At 53.2% G+C, this 16,648-nt stretch carries 17 protein-coding genes; 10 read left to right on the forward strand and 7 right to left on the reverse strand.

Features of this window, described 5'->3' with window-relative positions; all coding sequences use genetic code 11:
- Window positions 1–199: 199 nt before the first annotated feature.
- The gene (locus tag H6F67_RS22155; RefSeq protein WP_242020754.1) at window positions 200–610 is read left to right on the forward strand and encodes a pentapeptide repeat-containing protein; all 411 of its coding nucleotides are present in this window, start codon (window positions 200–202) and stop codon (window positions 608–610) included.
- Between the two features lie 42 nt (window positions 611–652).
- On the opposite strand, the gene H6F67_RS22160 is transcribed toward H6F67_RS22155, so the two are convergent.
- The 4 genes from H6F67_RS22160 to H6F67_RS22175 all read right to left on the reverse strand — a co-directional run bounded on the left by H6F67_RS22160 (window position 653) and on the right by H6F67_RS22175 (window position 4,069).
- Window positions 653–2,446 (reverse strand): hypothetical protein, encoded by a 1,794-nt coding sequence (locus H6F67_RS22160; RefSeq protein ID WP_190768824.1) that lies wholly within the window; start codon window positions 2,444–2,446, stop codon window positions 653–655.
- Window positions 2,447–2,514: 68 nt separating this feature from the next.
- Window positions 2,515–3,279, reverse strand: a complete 765-nt coding sequence (locus H6F67_RS22165; RefSeq protein ID WP_190768825.1) for a hypothetical protein — start codon at window positions 3,277–3,279, stop codon at window positions 2,515–2,517.
- 13 nt (window positions 3,280–3,292) lie between these two features.
- Window positions 3,293–3,772 carry a hypothetical protein gene (locus H6F67_RS22170; protein WP_199304580.1) on the reverse strand — a complete coding sequence of 160 codons (480 nt, stop codon included), beginning with the start codon at window positions 3,770–3,772 and terminating at the stop codon, window positions 3,293–3,295.
- Window positions 3,773–3,811: 39 nt separating this feature from the next.
- Entirely contained in the window at window positions 3,812–4,069 is a 258-nt protein-coding gene (locus H6F67_RS22175) for a hypothetical protein (protein WP_190768826.1), read from the reverse strand.
- Between H6F67_RS22175 and H6F67_RS22180 the strand changes: the two genes are divergently transcribed.
- Complete coding sequence (locus tag H6F67_RS22180; RefSeq protein WP_190768827.1) at window positions 4,068–4,364, forward strand: hypothetical protein; 297 nt, start codon at window positions 4,068–4,070, stop codon at window positions 4,362–4,364. The two genes, H6F67_RS22175 and H6F67_RS22180, sit on opposite strands and share 2 nt — an antisense overlap.
- Before the next feature lie 173 nt (window positions 4,365–4,537).
- Here H6F67_RS22180 and H6F67_RS22185 read toward each other — a convergent pair whose 3' ends face one another.
- Window positions 4,538–4,804, reverse strand: a complete 267-nt coding sequence (locus H6F67_RS22185) for a DUF2683 family protein (protein ID WP_190768828.1) — start codon at window positions 4,802–4,804, stop codon at window positions 4,538–4,540.
- Between the two features lie 3 nt (window positions 4,805–4,807).
- Window positions 4,808–5,809, reverse strand: a complete 1,002-nt coding sequence (locus tag H6F67_RS22190) for a ParM/StbA family protein (protein WP_190768829.1) — start codon at window positions 5,807–5,809, stop codon at window positions 4,808–4,810.
- A 252-nt stretch (window positions 5,810–6,061) separates the two neighbouring features.
- On the opposite strand from H6F67_RS22190, the gene H6F67_RS22195 reads away from it, so the two are divergent.
- From H6F67_RS22195 to H6F67_RS22220, 6 genes are all read left to right on the forward strand, one after another.
- Window positions 6,062–6,256, forward strand: a complete 195-nt coding sequence (locus tag H6F67_RS22195) for a ribbon-helix-helix domain-containing protein (protein WP_190768830.1) — start codon at window positions 6,062–6,064, stop codon at window positions 6,254–6,256.
- 11 nt (window positions 6,257–6,267) lie between these two features.
- Window positions 6,268–6,891 (forward strand): Uma2 family endonuclease, encoded by a 624-nt coding sequence (locus H6F67_RS22200; RefSeq protein ID WP_190768831.1) that lies wholly within the window; start codon window positions 6,268–6,270, stop codon window positions 6,889–6,891.
- An 11-nt stretch (window positions 6,892–6,902) separates the two neighbouring features.
- Window positions 6,903–7,502: a Uma2 family endonuclease gene (locus tag H6F67_RS22205; protein ID WP_190768832.1), complete on the forward strand. Its 600-nt coding sequence runs from the start codon at window positions 6,903–6,905 to the stop codon at window positions 7,500–7,502.
- A gap of 10 nt (window positions 7,503–7,512) precedes the next feature.
- A complete protein-coding gene (locus tag H6F67_RS22210) occupies window positions 7,513–7,914 on the forward strand; it encodes a hypothetical protein (protein WP_190768833.1) in 402 nt (133 codons plus the stop codon).
- The gene (locus tag H6F67_RS22215; protein WP_242020755.1) at window positions 7,895–8,674 is read left to right on the forward strand and encodes a Uma2 family endonuclease; all 780 of its coding nucleotides are present in this window, start codon (window positions 7,895–7,897) and stop codon (window positions 8,672–8,674) included. Before H6F67_RS22210 ends, H6F67_RS22215 begins: the two co-directional genes overlap by 20 nt.
- Before the next feature lie 596 nt (window positions 8,675–9,270).
- Window positions 9,271–12,507 (forward strand): hypothetical protein, encoded by a 3,237-nt coding sequence (locus H6F67_RS22220; protein WP_199304581.1) that lies wholly within the window; start codon window positions 9,271–9,273, stop codon window positions 12,505–12,507.
- Between the two features lie 7 nt (window positions 12,508–12,514).
- On the opposite strand, the gene H6F67_RS22225 is transcribed toward H6F67_RS22220, so the two are convergent.
- Entirely contained in the window at window positions 12,515–12,853 is a 339-nt protein-coding gene (locus H6F67_RS22225; RefSeq protein ID WP_190768834.1) for a hypothetical protein, read from the reverse strand.
- Window positions 12,854–13,085: 232 nt separating this feature from the next.
- Between H6F67_RS22225 and H6F67_RS22230 the strand changes: the two genes are divergently transcribed.
- The gene (locus tag H6F67_RS22230) at window positions 13,086–13,499 is read left to right on the forward strand and encodes a hypothetical protein (protein WP_190768835.1); all 414 of its coding nucleotides are present in this window, start codon (window positions 13,086–13,088) and stop codon (window positions 13,497–13,499) included.
- Complete coding sequence (locus H6F67_RS22235) at window positions 13,499–15,967, forward strand: relaxase/mobilization nuclease domain-containing protein (protein ID WP_190768836.1); 2,469 nt, start codon at window positions 13,499–13,501, stop codon at window positions 15,965–15,967. Before H6F67_RS22230 ends, H6F67_RS22235 begins: the two co-directional genes overlap by 1 nt.
- Window positions 15,968–16,648: the final 681 nt, after the last annotated feature.

Below are 16,648 nucleotides of genomic sequence, written 5' to 3' on the forward strand. Positions count from 1 at the left end.
TAGTTGAATCGCTGATTAAAGTCGAACTAAAACATCAGCATTGCTGAGTCTGCAACTTGAGATCTGTAGCTTATTCTCCCTCGATTTTCGTCTAGTCCTACGGGTCCACCTCATACTACGAAGACTTAAGAATAGTGGAGAACGTAAAGGTAGCGTCATCCGATTTCTCTTTGAGTCAGACATAATTAGCAAACTCAATTTGTCGCTTAGGGGCGCGGATCTCCGTAATGTTGATCTCCGTGGCGCTCACCTTTGTGGGATCAACCTCAGCGGTACTAACCTCGGTAATGCCAATCTCAACGGTGCCGACCTCAGTAATGCCGACCTCCGTGTTGTCACCCTCCGTGGGGCTAACCTCATGCTTACCAATCTCAGTAATGCCAATCTCAGCAGTGCTAACCTCGGCAGTGCTAACCTTATGCTTACCAATCTTAGTAATGCCAATCTCAGCAAAACCCATCTCCGCGATGCCGACCTTAGCAGCGCCGAGAACTGGACTGAAGATCAACTGAGTGAAGCGAGGTTTTGTAAGACGAAACTGCCAGAGGGATGCAAGCTAAACCCTAGTCGGAATTGTGACGAATGGCAGCTCGATACCCTTATTGAATAACTAGCTTGAGCGCTTAATGGGATTGCTAAAACCTGCTTTGTCTTAACCTTCCTCAAGCCACTTCTTGAAGTGCATCAGCAAATCGAACTGGCCGTACTTGCGAACCAGGTAGACAGATAACGCCTTGCCTTCCTGGTAGCGATCGCGTCCGAGCTTGAGTGATTGCTTTACGATCTCGTTCGGTGCAAGACCGTTCTCGAAACCTGCCCGAACGACCTCAAAAAGCGTTCGTTCGGTCGTTCCTCCGAACCGTTCGGCAATTCGTTCGGGAGAGAAGTAAAACGCCTCAAACCCCTGTGGCTGCGTCGTTTCGCCCGTTCCGAGATTCGTTCGGATTTCGTTCGCATCGTTCGGTCGTTCGGGAACGATTTTAGAATTCGTTTGGGCATCGTTCGGCACGTCGTTCGGGTCGTTCGCTGCGTCATTCGCTGGTGTTTCGCGGTACAGCCCCTCCAGCTTCTCGCGCAAACGTTGCTGTTCATCCGAGGCGATCGCACTGGCAGCTTCAATGCCGCCCAAAGGAGGCGAAGCCCCCACCTGAGTAAAATCCATCGAGCCGCACATTTCTGGAGAGATTTCAACCTCGATCGCAGCCTTGCCAGGATACTTCAACTTGCCTCGCATTGCTGGCATTGGTTCACCTGTAGCAGGATCAATTGTTGCCTCTAGAAATAGTTCTAAAAGGCCATTGTTTCGCGCTTTACTAAATCCTTTTGCATTGCCCAGAGCAATCAACGATCGATCGTGAGAAACGAAGATTACGCCCTTTTTGATCTTGCGTAAATCGCTGAGAGAAGCTGTAAAGAATTCAGCAGAATTATCACAACGACTCGCCCAATTTGTGAACTCTTCAACTAAGACAGTTTCGCGAGTTGGTTTGTAATTAGCTTGCTCCGCTCGTGCTTTATAAGCCTGCTTGACTGTGTTAGCAAACTTCAGCATGGCGCGATCGCAGTCCACGTAATCCATGCCAGCCCCAACCACTTTTAGCCCTTTCCACTGACCGTATTCCTTGTGCGGATCGCAGATCCAGGCAAGGTGTCCAGCCGCAATGCGCTGATGCAGCAACCAGGCAGCAAACGAGGTTTTGCCTGACCCCTGCGGCCCCCAAATCAGCACGGCGGGAAAGTGGAGCAGATCACGCGACCAGGCAAAGAGATCGTTTGTTGGGGTAGAGGTTCTAGAGTCAGTTGGCATGGCGGCTAGCTGCGTCGAGGGCGGCTGCAAGCTGGGGACATCCTCGACGGGAATATCGATCGTTGCGGGTGGTTCGATCGGTTCAAACTGATTGGGCGAAACTTGCGGCGGCTCCGGCGCGACGGCTGCGTCCTCTCCAGCCAGCGCTGCAATTTCAGATTCAAGAAAATTAAGCGGTTGGGCTAATGCCTCTGATTCTTTGCTTTTGGCGGCTGGCAGCGCTGGTGACATCAGCGCATCGACATCCACGCCGCACATCTCCAGAAACTCGATCGCCGCATTTGTGACGCGGTAGCCATTCTCGATCGCAAACGTGATTTCGGCGGCGGCAACTTCGGCTCCCACTTGGCGGCTGTAGTCCTTCAGGTCAGACGCTTTGAGCAGGTGAGCAATGCAGCCATGCCGATCGATCGCGCTATCGTTGCGGTTTGCGGCCTGCGTGTCCTGCCAAGCTTTGTAGCCAAAGTAGCCAGCCACTAACAGGCCAGTGACAGGGCTGGCAGCAGCAGCGGCAAACAAGCCCAGCACTACGCCGCCGATGATTGTGAATTGCGCTCCGACTTCTGAATTGGTTTCGCGGGCGATTTCTTGCCATTCTGCGGCAGAGCGTTGGTACTTTTGAGGATTGAATGAACTCATAGATTTCACCTCTAGGGCATGAAAAAGGGCGATCGACCCAAGGCGATCGCCCTTGTGGGAATGATTCGTTAAGCAGCAGAACGGCTCAGGCGGTAATACCAGGTGATGTGAGCCAAGAAAAACAGCATGTGGACGATCGCCTCGAATGCAAATAGGGTCGTCATCATTAGGGCGACGTTTGACCAGTTGATTAGCTGAAACTGTCCAGTTGCCACGACGAATAGAAATTGACTCACGCCACCATCGACGGGCGGGTAGACGGACAGGCAGATCAAGAAATCAGCCGTGTAAGCAAACAGCGCCAAGTTGCGAGCCTTACGAATGGTGAGTGTTGGGAAGCGGTTGTACCAGCGCTTGAGCCATTGGACGGCGGGATCGTCGTCTTCTGAAATGGCGTATTGCTGGTTGCGATCGCTGTCGTTGATAATGGCTCGCTGAAAGGATCGATCGTGCTTCAGAACGATGGGGAAGCACTCGATCGTTTGAATCACTGCCCACAGAATCAGACCGATTAGCCAGTGCGCCCCAAGTGCGAAGAAGTTAAGCAGGTTGCCAACGATGGGCAGTTGCAGCAGCCAGCCGAAGAAGGTTCGGTCGAGTGTGCCGTCCATGATGTAACGCACGGCCTGCGCGTAGGGGTTGATGTTGAGATAGGCGAACCACAGCGCGGCAATGATGACCAGCCAGTAAAGGACGCGGACGATCTGCCGAGTGGCGTTGCCGACTGTCGCCTGATTGCTCGATTCGCTCTTGCGTCCGCTTGCACGCCCGGAGGAAGCGGAGCTTTCGGATGCTTGCGATTGGGCGTCAGCGGTATTTTGAGTGCGTTTCATGTCGATGTGGTTCCTATTGCTGAGGCGGGTTGAACTGGGCAGGAACGCCACGCAGGGCGGATTCGATGACGGTCTTGTTTCCGGTGAAGGCGAGTTGAGTTGCGACAGGCGTTCCGGCTCCGTTGTCGGCCAGAACTGCCGTATTGCCGTTCACGTCACAAACGACCGTTCCCACTGGCAGCGGCACACGGCGAACGCTGTCGAGAACGGGCTGATTCTCAGTAATGCTGGTGAAGTGGTCAGGCGCATTCATCGCAACGACAACGACACAGCCGGACTGATAGCGGGATTCGGCAATCTTGGCGCGTTGCTGGTTGGCTTGCTCTGTCGCTTGCAACTGCATTTGAGCGGCGGCATTCTGTTGGGCGATCTGCCGGACTTGCCCGATCGAGTTGGCGTTCTGGCGAATATTTCCCATCGAGAATGCCAGCGAAAGGACGATGCCGCCAAGGAACAGCGAGCCGATCGGATTGCGCTGAAACTGTTTAAGCATGGGTCGAATTCCTGTTAGAAGATGTGTTGATTTGTTGGTCTACTGCTGCATTGCCAGCTTGAGTAGAACGGCGGTGCAAAAGGCGATCGCGTCCGTTTGGTCATCCTCATCGAAGGCTAGGATTGCGCCTTTGACCTGCGGCGAAAGTGCGTTATATCTGCCCGATTCGAGTTCATCGTGCAGCGTCCAGTCTTCCGAGAATTCGCACTGGTAGACGACTTGCATCAGGGCGGCAATGATGCCTAGTTTCTCGGTTTGGCTCAAGCCTTGAAAGTTTTCGCCAAAGAAGCCAGCCATGACTTTTAATCCGGTTGAGGTGGAAAGTGTTTCTACCTGCATCAGTCGTAGGCTCCGTTGCGATGTCGTCGCCGTGCTGAGATGCGATCGCCAGAATGAGCAAGTTCAGTTCATCTGCGCCGGATGTGTCAGCAATTTGAACCAGCAGGAATTTCAGCGCATCGCCCAGCAGGTTATCGGGGTCGATCGCTTCAACACTGCTTTGCATCGGGTAGTAGGTTTGAGCGCTGCTGGCAATGTGGTCGGCAATGGCGGAAACTATCAGCATTTTTTGCTGAGGCGAAATGCGCTCTAGGTGTGAGCCGTAGCCGTTAATCAGTGCAGCGATCGGCGCGTTTGAAGTGTTGCAGTAATAGCCGATCGGCTTGGCAGCGCGGGAAACGGGTTGAGTCATGATGGGATTACTCCTGAGATTTTGCGGTTGAGGGAGAGTAGCCAGCCTGCAAGCTGTGGAAGGTGGAGGGCTGGCTACAGATCGATCGCTTCGGTGAACTGAAACTCGATCGCGGATGGCTGCGGTGCGGCTGGTAGCGCTGGGGAAACTGCGGCAGGGGTGACAAGATGCGGATCGCGATACTGGTTGGGATCGAGTTCCCAAGTTTCAACTAAATGCCGTCCGTAGCGCGTCACCAGCAGGGCGATCGCAGCGCTGGGTGAAGGCGATCGCGTTTTGGCTTGCACCGCATCGACAATTTCGCGAATGTCGTCAGCCAGGATAATTCGGGAGAGTGCCATGATTTACAGCGCCCCCATGCCGACGATCGAGATGGTTTGCGGGTTGGGCGCGATTTTGAAGCGGCCTTTTGTCGCATCTTGCAGCGGTAGGGCGATCGGCGCACTGCCGCCAATAATCAGCACTTCACCCAAGTTTGGGAGCCACTGACCCCAGCGCGTTTTGATCTGGCCGCGAATTTCGTCGAGCCATTCGGCGCGGGCTGACTCGAAGGCAGGCGCGAAGCTGTAGCCCGTCGTGCCGTAGCAGTAATCGCCACGCTCGATCGCATCCATGATGAGCGAGAGATCGGCAGAAGTTGGCAAGTCGCGATTGATGCGGCTGGCAATCTTGCGAGCTAGGTCGAACGTTCCCGGCAAAATCACATCGGCTTCGCGCATCAGTGAACCGCCGACTGAGTAGAGGCGGGCGATCGACGTTCCACCGCCAAGATCCAAAACGCCGTTGACTTGTTTGCGGCTGAGGAACAAACCTTGCTGCATTCCGTAGACAAAGGCGGCGCGGGTTTCGTCGATCGCTTCAACGCGGCGGACGGTGGCGACGATCGCCTGACCATTGCGAACAAAGTCGTATGTGCCTTCGATTGCTTTAAGGCTTGATAGATCGCCGCGAGAGTTAGGTAGGGCAATCAGCAAGCGCTCAACTCTAAGCGCATCAAATTGATTGACGGGGTTTGGCTCCAGCGCAGCCAAGACGAGACGGCGGGCAAGTTCGATTTTGTCGGCTTGGAATGTGGGAGTTCCGCCCATATCTTTCGCGACCTGCCCGATCGCAAAGTGCTGATCTTCAAACTCGATCACGATGCTGTTTACGTCCGGCTCCACTTCCTCCCAGGTTGGATCGATCGGCTTAAGGTAGCTGGGAATCTGGCGGATGTTGCCATCGGGGTCGATCCACTGGATCGTTCTGTTGCCGCCGTCGAAACAGACGATAGGGCGAATAAGCGGACTGTTCTCTGTATGTTCGTTGGCAATCCGCACGAGGGATTGCGAGTAAGCGAGCGTCATGGGGCATTTCTCCTGTTGAATGGGGCGTAAAACTTTGCAGCATGAGAACTTGAGGCCGATCGATCGCGCTGGGGCTGGGCGACTAGCCTCTATGCGATCGCGTCCTTTCTGTGTTCTTTCTATGGCCTGAATGGTAGCACAGGGTGATAGATTTATGATATAAAACTGTAATAGATTTATATCTAATAGAAATCAGACACGCTCATTTGGAGTGTGGCTGGATTAATCCGCTTACCATTTAGGAACTAATTTATGAATGAGACTTGTTCTGTGAGCAAACGAGTTTTGGTAACACTGCCCGATACATTGCATGACGAGCTAGAGAGTTGGGCTGATTATCAAGGCAGACCCACCGCAAATCTTGCGTCCTACTTGATTGAGGTAGGCATCAGAGAGGCAAAAGAGCGTGGCGAGTTCAAGACGCATCAGCAAAAGAAGGACAAGTGAGGGCGATCGCCATGACCGCAACAATTACCAAACCACTGACCTTTGAGGAGTTTCTTGCTTGGGACGACGGCTCAGGCAGAGACTTCGAGCTAGTTGACGGGATTCCCATGCCGCTATCAGAACCAAATGCCAATCATGAGGATTTGATCGAGCGACTTTGCACGTATCTCGAAAACTTCTGCCGAACGCAGAACTTGACCTATGTGGCTCGGCAGTCCAAGCAAGTGCGGCTGGGAGCAGAACCAGGGGAAAAGGAGAAAAGCCGGAAAGCTGACATCGTTGTGTTTGCCAAGGACGAATGGCAGCGGATGAAGGGCATCTCTAGCTCTGCTGCTGCCTACATTACGCCCCCAGGCGTGATCGAAGTCGTCAGCAACAACTGGAAGGACGATTACCTCACGAAGCTGGCTGAATACGAGACCCTGGGCGTTTTAGAGTATTGGATCGTGGATTATCTGCCGTTTGGCGGCGTTCGATTCACGGATTCACCTAAACAGCCGACGCTCACGATCTACCAGCTTGAGAACGGCGAATACCAAACGCCAAAGGTGTTTCGAGGGCAAGACCGCATTGAATCTAAGCTATTTTCTGGCCTGCCACTGACGGCTGAGCAGATTTTCGACATGAGCAAGTGAGGGCGATCGCCATGACAGCACAACTGACGCAGCCACCACAGACGACCGATCAGCGCATCATCCTTCAGGGGACGTGGGAGCAATTCAGGCTGATGCAGCAAGCCTCTGAAAACTCGCCAGGGGTGAGACTAGCCTTCTACGAAGAGACGATCGAGATTTTCATGCCCGGACGCGAACACGAAGTTTTCTCGCACATCATCGGCTACTTGCTCACGACGTTTTTGCTAGCCAAGCGAATCCAGTTTGAGCCAACTGGATCGATGACGCAAGAAGCCGATCGCGTCGCATCCGCCCAAGCTGACCAGTCCTACTGCGTCGGAGGGTTTAAGCCGATTCCCGATCTCTCGATCGAAGTCGTCTTCACCAGCGGAGCCAATAAACTGCCGCGCTATCGAGCGTTAGGAGTGCCGGAAGTTTGGTTTTGGCAAGATGGCGTACTGGAGTTGCATCACCTGCGAGCGACTGGCTACGAGCGCATCGATCGCAGTGAGCTTCCCGGCCTCGATCGGCTTGACATTGATTTACTTAAGCGCTGCATCCTGATTGCTGAAACTGACTTTGCAGAAGCAGTTCAGACGTTGCAGCAAAGCTTTAGCAGGAATCAAGAGTGAGGGCAACCGCATGAACGCAGCAGAACCAAACAGACTCGATCGCGTTGAGGCCATCCTTGCAGATCTCGCGACCAGCCAGCAGCAATTTCAGCAGGAGCTTGAGGCGGAGCGGCAACAGCGGCAGCAACAGGTAGAGGCAGAACGACAGCAGCGGCTAGAGTTCCGCAGTGATTACGAAGCCTCGATCGCAGATTTAGTCAGCCAAACCACCGAGATGAGGCTTGAACTATCCACCCTCGCCGCCAACGTGAATGCTTACATTGCTCAGTCCACTTCGTTTCTCGCGGCTGAGCAGCCCGATCGAGCGCAGTTTCGGTCGGCCATGCTGGGGCTTCAGACCGAGACGCGAAATATTCTACTGGAACTGGCAAATATGCGGCGGCGATCGAGTAATGGAAGCGACGGGGAATGAAGGCGTGATCGCAGTCGTATCTGCGGAGGTTGAACAAATCGAGGCAATGCAGAAACTCAATCCAGACGAAGATCAATTCGCGGCAATCAGGCGAATGCTGCTAAATGCTCAATGGTACGGGCAATCAGCCGATGAGCGGCTCGCCCGAATTGAAATGAGACAGAGATCCTGGCTAGAGGCAAGCACAATGCAGGGCGAAGCTGGGGCAATGGCTGAGACACCAATAACGATCGCAAAATGGACGATCGACGAATATCACCGCATGATCGAGGCGGGCATCCTTGATGATAAGAAGGTGGAATTGCTCAATGGGCAAATTGTCGAGATGCCACATGAGGGCGTTCCCCATGCCGGAGTAGGCGATCAGGTTGAAGACCATATTCGCCAGCAGTTGGGCGATCGCGCAAAGCTCAGAATTGGTAAACCGATCACGCTGCCAAACGACTCAGAGCCAGAGCCGGACTTGTGCATCTGCCGCGACATCCGCTACAACACGCATCACCCCTACCCGGAAGATATCTACTGGCTCGTCGAGCTTGCCGATTCGAGCTTGCGAAAAGACCTAGAGGTCAAAACCCAGATTTATGCAGCCGCAGGCATTCACGAATATTGGGTGCTGAATCTCAAGGTGCTGGAATTGCTGGTGTTTCGATTGCCCACGCAAGCAGGCTACCAGTCAGAGCAGAAGTTCATGCAAGGCACAATCAAGCCACTGGCGTTTCAGGATGTCTCGATCGACGTGCATCGCTTACTGGGTTGATAGGGGCGATCGTCGTCGCCTACTTGTACTAATTACTGATCGGCACTAGGATCTCATCAGGCGATTTTTACCGTCTCACAAGACTCCCCGCTACTATGGGCGCGATCCACATCAGCGGGTGAATAAGTTTCCACCTTTGCACTTCAGGAGCGATCGTCATGTTCTAGACAGTCTAGAAGCCAAAAACCCCCGCTGCTGGAAACAGAAGGGGCCGTAGGCTTTGTATTCAGTTTTAAAGAGCGGCAGATCCAAACGACGACCTTTTGACCAAGCGATTCGTTTTGGACAACCAAGAACCTTGCAGCGCATCTGCGCGAGCGAGGCGTTTGCGCTATGCCGATTCTAAGGGAGGTTCGTCAAAGAGTGCAAGACCCTTGACGAATTAACCCTAGCTGCTGCATGGCGCTTCAAAACCGCTCTCTGTAATGGTTTGAGCGTTTTTTGGTGCGGAAGTGGATGAAAATTACGTGCAAATAATGGTGAAAAAAGCTGCAAAACGGTGTTGATCATCAATGTGATGCACATCATCAAACAGCATCACAACATCTTCCAAACCTTAAGGCGCTCTGTTCAATTGCCCCAAAACAGAGCAGGCCATGTCAAAAGATTTCGTTTCTACCCGTCGCGGCAACCCTTGCGAACTGTGCGGCGACACCAAGGGCAAATGCAGAACAACCTCCAGCACAATTCTGTGCATGAGCTTTGCCGATGCCTCCGATCGCACTCCCGGATTCAAGTTCATCGGGCGTACTAAAGACGACTTGTGGGGCAAGTGGGTCATTGATGACAGCCACCACTTCACTTCAGAGCAGCGCGACCAGTGGCGACAAGAGCGCGACACCAAGCGCCAACTGCGCCAGCAGCAAGAACAACAACGCCAAGCTGCCGCCCTACCAGCCTCAGAGCGCAATCGCCACTACCGCTCAATGCTGGCTCAACTGTCCCTTGACTCGATCGATCGTGCCGACCTGCACAGGCGTGGCCTCACGAACGACGAGATTGCAGCCTGGGGTGTCAAATCTGTTGAGCAGTGGCAGCGGCTGGCGATCGAGTTGCCCCATACCCTACCGGGGATCAACCTCGACGGGCAAAGCCTCAATACTCAACCGGGATACCTGTGCCCGATTGTCGATGTCGATGGGCAGCTTGTCGCCTTTCAACTTCGCCTCCGCAGCGGCGACATCCGCTACATCTGGCTCACAGGCAAAACCCGAAAGCGACCCAATGGCCCAACGCCCCACCTACCGAATGGCGAGTTGCCGCTGGCAATTCATCGTCCAATTAAAGGTATTCGGTGTAGAACGATCGGCATGACGGAGAGTGTAGGCGCAAAGCCCTTCATCGCCAGCCAGCGCCGAGGGCAAGTTGTGATTGGTGCAGCGGGTGGACAGTTCGCCAGCAGCCCTAAGATGCTGCGACACTCACTGGAGCGGCTTTCAGCAGAACTTGGAACACGCTCGATCGAGTTCTACCCAGATGCAGGATGCCTTGATAACGCCAACGTCATGCGGCAGTACCGAGCAACTTGGAAGCTATTGCAGCGCTGGGGATACCAGGTCAGGGTCGCCTGGTGGGAACAGTTCAACAAAACTGACAGCGATATTGATGAACTGATTGATCTCAGTTCAATCAAGCTGCTCACCGTTGGGCAATTTGAGGCGATCGCCCGCAACAGGCACAAGGGATTTACTCGACTTCTTAGCCTGCTTCGCCAGCCAGTCAAGCCGAAGCAGCCGGAGCAGCGGCAACCATCGGAGCCGACCACTGCACACGAATACCAGGAGGGCGATCGGATCGCAACGTGGCAACAGGCGATCGCACAAGGCTACCGCTTCATTCTTGATCAGTCTGGAACTGGCACAGGAAAGAGCTTTGATTCTGGCAGCGTGGAGCCGCAAAACTTCGATGCAAGGCAAGCCATCTACCTCAGCCCACAGCACCGCAATCCTACTGTAGAGACGCTATCGACTGAGAATGGCTGGATTGATTTAGAAGCGCGTCATGCTGGCCTGACTAGTGAATCAACACCAAGCGGAGGGCATCGACTGAAGCGATCGAACCGAGGTGAAATTCCCAGCATTCCCGGCAACTGCAACCGCGTGGGCATCATCGACGCACTGAGAGCGAAACACATTCAAGGCGCGGATACAGCCGCGATCGTCTGTGGTACTTGTCCGCTGAAAGAAGCCTGTCAAAATGCCAATGGCAGAAACTTTGGTTTTCTCAACCAGCGGCGATCGGCGCTGTCTTCTTCAAAGCTGCGAGCGCATCCCGACAGCTTGCCCTCACCGGAGGATTACGAGCTTGACCAAACGCTTTTGATTTGGGACGAAGCAGGCGAAAATCTCATCGTCAAGCGCAATGTCGTCGTGACAATGCAAGACTTAGAGCAAACGATCACCGCACTGCTCAAAGTTGCGCTGTTTGAGCCGCTGCAAGCACTGCTAACGGCGCTGCTGCCCTACCTCGATGGCAGTACCAGAGCAGACCGCTATGGGCTGAACCATGCTGCTGTAGTGAAGTTACTGGGCAACGTCGAGGCGATTGACCCTAGCGCGATCGAGCGGGCACTACAGCCTGATTTGTCATTTCTCAACACCACAGCAGAATACGGAGTCGAACTTGCAGATCTACCGCCTGGTGTTCGTAAAAAGTTTGCTGACCGCGATCGAGACGGTGCAGAACTGGCGGAGCAGCGCGTAGTGAAACACTGGCTCCCTGATTTGCTGCGCGTCTTGCAAGGTCAAGTTGGATCGCTGCATCTTGACAGGCAATCGCTCACAACTTCACTACCTAACGATCGGCATCGGGCGATCGCTGCTGCGGCTAGGGCAAACGTCTTCCTCGATGCCACGCTGAGCCGTGAAGATTTAGCGCTAAAGCTTAACTGTCATCCAGAAGAAATTTTTGTCTGCCGCCAGCGGGTGAAGGATGCGGACAATTTGACCGTCACTCAAGTAACCGACTTGGGACGGATGGGAATGCAGCGCGGAGCCGATCAACAGCGACGGGCAGCGGCGATCGCCTCCCACTACCAACAGCTTGATCCGACTACCAAGGCGATCGACTTCAAGCGGCTGGCTGATGAAAGCATGGGCGCTTGGTGGCGTGATAGTCGCGGCGTCAACGACTTTGAGACGACCAAAACGCTGATTTTGATCGGAACGCCATGCCGCAATCTCAGCGACTTACAGGCCGAATACGCCATTCTGACCGGATGCCACGATGCAAACGATGCAGGCTTTCAAGCATTCGTCGATCGCGTCATTTTGGCAGATATTCACCAGGCGATCGGACGGCTGCGGGCACATCGCAGACCCAATGAGCAATTGCAGGTCATTCTGCTTAATGACTTTGCGCTCGATATTCCGACCCAGCAAGTCAGCGCAGTGGACATCACGCCAGATGCAGCCAGCAAACAACAGCGAATCATTTTGGCAGCGCGGCAGGCGATCGAACAAATTAAGTCAGCAGGTGAAAAGCTTACTCAGGCTGCGGTGGCGCAGATTGTTGGTTGCAGCCAAGCTCGAATCAGTCAGCTTTGGGACTTTATAAATTTTGCTACTGGTGACTCTAATAGCAAAATTTATAATTCTGCCGATTCCCCTCCTGACTCCGATTTAGTGCAAGTTGTAGAGGCTGTAGCAACTGAAGCTAGCACCGAGGCCGTGCTGCGATCGCTCAATGAAATGTTTTTCGATTGGCTTGCACCGCACCAATGGCAGCAACTGTGGCAGGAGTTGAGTGGTAAAGCTCAAACTGGAATTCTACAAGCAGTACTCCTCACCCTGCCGGAGCCACAAATCAAGCGAATCGAGCGGGCAATAATTTGAGCGCCAGCTAAGCGATCGGCAAGCTATCCTGTTTGTCCCCACCCTCTTCTGTCGCCTTTGCTGCCAATGCTTCGTACTGTGATTTAAGTTCTTGAGCCGAAATTTTAACTCCCTTGCCAGCAAAAACCTTAGCCAGGTCAGTGTAGCTGTAGCCCTGTCGGAGTGCTTCACCTATCAGGGAAAATGCTTTTGCAACCACAGTTTCAGCAGGAATCTTTTTGGGTTTCTGCACCAACACTTTTAGCAGCTCTAAAGCACCGTCTAAATCTGGCTCGGTCGGTATGGTAGCGGCACTCATGTCTTCAGTAGAGTCTGCACCGTTCTTGTTCTTGGGTTGCTGCGCCATCTTGCTTAGTTCTCATGTACTGATTTGTCTTTATGCTAGCGATTGCCAACCCTTACTGCTGAAAGCTTTACGGTTTGTTGCGATCGCCTCCAGCGAGCGGCAGAACTTCGCCGTTTACAAGTTAGTATAAGCGTACACCCAACGAGCGGCAGCGAAGTTGGCGAGCTATGCGGCGTAATACGCCGCGCTCGGCAAAGGGGACACCCCTTTGCAAACCCCACCCCCGATTGCCATGCCCCATTCGGAAGCCGAACAAGAGCGCCAGAATGACCTAATCGAACTTGAAAAAATGTTCGATGGAATTTTGCCAGCCCAGCAAGATGATTTGGAAATGCTCACTTGCCGAGTGCCTCGGCAGAAAAATCAGGCACTCAAATCCTGGTGTAAGGACAACAACATCAGCTTTGCTGATTGGGTACGTGCCAGACTCTATGACGCTCCTTTGCCTCGCGCAAAACCTGCGAAGCGCACCTCAACACTCGATCGTCAAATTTACATCGAACTCAACGCGATTGGCGTTAATCTCAATCAGGCCGTTCGTAGACTCAATAGCCAAGAATTGCCACGCTTGAGCCTGGACGATCGAAACCTCCTTGATCACCTGTTGAAAAAGCTCAACGAAATTCAACAGAAGCTGGTGGAGTAATGGTCGTTGCCAAGCTGCATCAAAACAATTCAGCCAAGCGATCGTTTCAATATGTCGCCTCAAAATCTGGTGCAAGAATTATTGGAGGCAATGTCGCCCCCTGGGTTTCGCGAGACGATCTATCGATCAATGAACTGAAGCAAATCATTAATCAAGCGACGAGCCGCTATTTAATGGCGTGCGACTTGAAACCAATTAAGCGACCGATCTATCATGCGTCCCTGTCAATTCGCCCTGGCGAAAACCTAAATGACAATCAGTTTTGCGAGATGGCAGAACTATTTCTGTCTGCACTTATTCTTACGTCAGAGCAGCCTGATTTATTGCAAAAATTGGACGATCGAGAGTTTCGAGAAGCGATCGAGAAATTTCGCCAAGAAGAGTTGCCCAAGTATCAATACACGATCGTTCGCCACCTTGATGAAGACCATCCGCACATTCATTTGGTTTGGGCAAAAACAAATCTGGAAACCGAGAAAGCACACTCGACCTCGTTCGATCGCTACCGCGCTCAACTAATTTTGCGCTTCTGTGAACGTGAGTATGGATTAGCAGTGCAGCCCAATAGCTGGGAAGTCACTCGTAAAGCCGAATCGACTCGTCAGGTTCGCAAAGAGGCCACAACTGGCATTCCCAGCAAGCACAAGCAGCTTCAAGAAATGCTCGATCGCGCTGCTGCCAAAAGTCGATCGGTGTGTGAATTCATCGAAAATGCTCAGGCCGAGGGCGTTGAGGTGCGAGTGCAATTCACCCGCACGGGCAAGTCAAAGGGAATTTCCTACGGTTTAGAGGGTGATGGTATTGCTGGAAGTACGCTGGGCACTCGCTACAGCTTTTCTAATGCCGATCCCGGCCTAGTGAAAAATTTAGGGTTGGACTACGACCCAGAGCGGGACAACGCTCAGATTCAAGCACTTTGTCAAAGGAAACCGCTCAGTCATGACCAACGCCAACAGAACGCCCTTAGAGACGACATTACTGCAAGCCTTGGCCGATCAGCAGCAGCAATTTCAGAACTTGATTTCTGCGCTCCAACCCCTGCCGGAGCGGTTGACGCAACTGGAGAATCAGGTAGCAGCGTTAGTTCAAATAGTGGAGCGACAGCAGAGCGATCGCGAAACGATCGTCCAGCCGTTGCAGCACGAGATGCAGGAGTTGCGGCAGTTGATGGGGCAGTCAGTGACGGCAACGGAGATCAATCGACTGACCGACAGCTTGAGCGAGCATACTTCCCAAGTGTTGAAAGCGTTGGACGATCGCCTCAATCAGGACGCTCTGCCAATGGAGCGGCTGGAGATGTGGATCGAGGTGTTGGAAACGGACTCGACGAAATTAACCGACAGCTTTGCGAATTTGAGCGAGTCCATGCAGTCGAAATTGAGCGAATTCACCAGCGCATTCAAGAATTTGACAGCAGCCTTAAACAACGACGCGCCGAGCAGCGATTGAGGGCGCAGGCTCAAGCAGCTTTGGCTGAGGCGATTGCCCCTGCCGCCGAGCGCGTATTTGAGTTCTATGCGGCTCAGAACGAAGATTCTCCTGAATCCGAACTCTTAAAAGCTAAATCTGCTTATTTAGTGGAAATTGACGAAATTCCCTATGTCGTCAGTCGCGACAATGTGACCAAAGCTTACGCTGTACAGCGAGAGGACAACCAGGATCTCACAGTAGACGACGTGCAAGCTTGGCAAGCGGCGCACAAATTACTTGACCAGCAGCAGCAGGAGCTAGACGCTGCATCGAGGGCAGCATTGCCTTTGGATTCAGTGCCTACCCGCGCTGTCTTCACGACTTTGGAGCAAGCCCGGAATCTCACGCAGCAGGACTGGATTCAGCTTACGCCCGGAGAGCAAATAAATTTAGTGGAGATGGCGCGATCGCATCAGCGCACTGAGCCTTGGGTGACAGTGCAGACTGAGCAGTGGGTGGGGCAGGCCAAACAGGTGCAGCGTCAGCTCAAAGAATTCCGTGATCAATATGCGTTGGAGAAGAAGAACTTGCAAGTTTTGGAAGCTCGCGGCCAGCGGTCGCTGCTCAATCCTTTTGGCACAAGTGGCGATCAGCTTCGTGAAGCTCGCAGCCAGCTTGACGAGACAAAGGCTTTGTGGCAGCAAGCAAAACGGGACTGGGACGGGATTGAAGGCCGTCAAAAACAACGACAGCAGCAGGAATCCGTAGTGCAGAAGTGGGCAGGTCGATTAGAGACGCAGGGCATGAAGCGTATTACCGAGTTGATGCGACAGCCAGAATTGCAAACCCAGTATGAGGCGATCGAACGCACGGTTGGGCAGTTGCGGGAATGGCGCAAGCTTGCTGGGCGACTGGGCTACAGCGCGGATGATCGAGAAGCAATTGGGCAGCTCGTGCAAACTTACCTGCAAGGGGGGACGTTGCCGGAAGGCGCTTTGCAGTTAATGCGGAAAGACTTGCAGCAGATTCAGCAGAGCGATCTAGGTCTCGCTCGCTGAGAATGGTCGGGAGCTAACGCTGATTGGCAGTTGTGGGGAGTGCTACATAGATCGTCTGTGGGTTTCAATAGCTGTCGTGGCACTCCCCACAACTGCCTCTAGGTCGAGAGAAATGCCTGAAGTAGTGTTGGCGCTGGACAATGATGCAGTATGAGGCGATCGCGCTGCGGCTGCAAGCGGAGTTGTCAGGGGCGCAGCGTCACGTCCTCAGTGCAAAGGATTGGAATGAGGATTTGCAGCGTCACCTCCAGCAGTAGCTTGCAAGGCTCCATCAGGATATGCAAAACCCAAATCTGGGTGGGAATCGCAGCATCGAATGATGGCGAGAAGATTGCAGATCGGCAATTAAATCATTTGCTTCGATTGGATGAGACGAACTGATAATCCAGAATTTGGACCGGATGGTACGCCTAGAGCTGTGTCGGTGCTTGGATCTTTTCTCAAGTCGTTGAGCAATGCCTGGGCGGACTTACGCTGACCAATCAACGCTTGTGATTCAATACGTGGCTGGGATACTGCTTTTGCACGGTAGACTTCAACCTCTTCATTGCCTTCATCCAGTGCTCTTTGAGGTGGAACCCTAAAACTGGACAGGTGAATAAGCTACACGCTTCCAACCCATGCTAGGAGTGGTTTATGAGCCAAAACAAACGCAAGCAGCATAGCGCCCAGTTCAAATCC

The sequence above is a fragment of the Microcoleus sp. FACHB-1515 genome, from assembly GCF_014696105.1.
Taxonomy (GTDB): Bacteria; Cyanobacteriota; Cyanobacteriia; order Elainellales; family Elainellaceae; genus JAAUTJ01.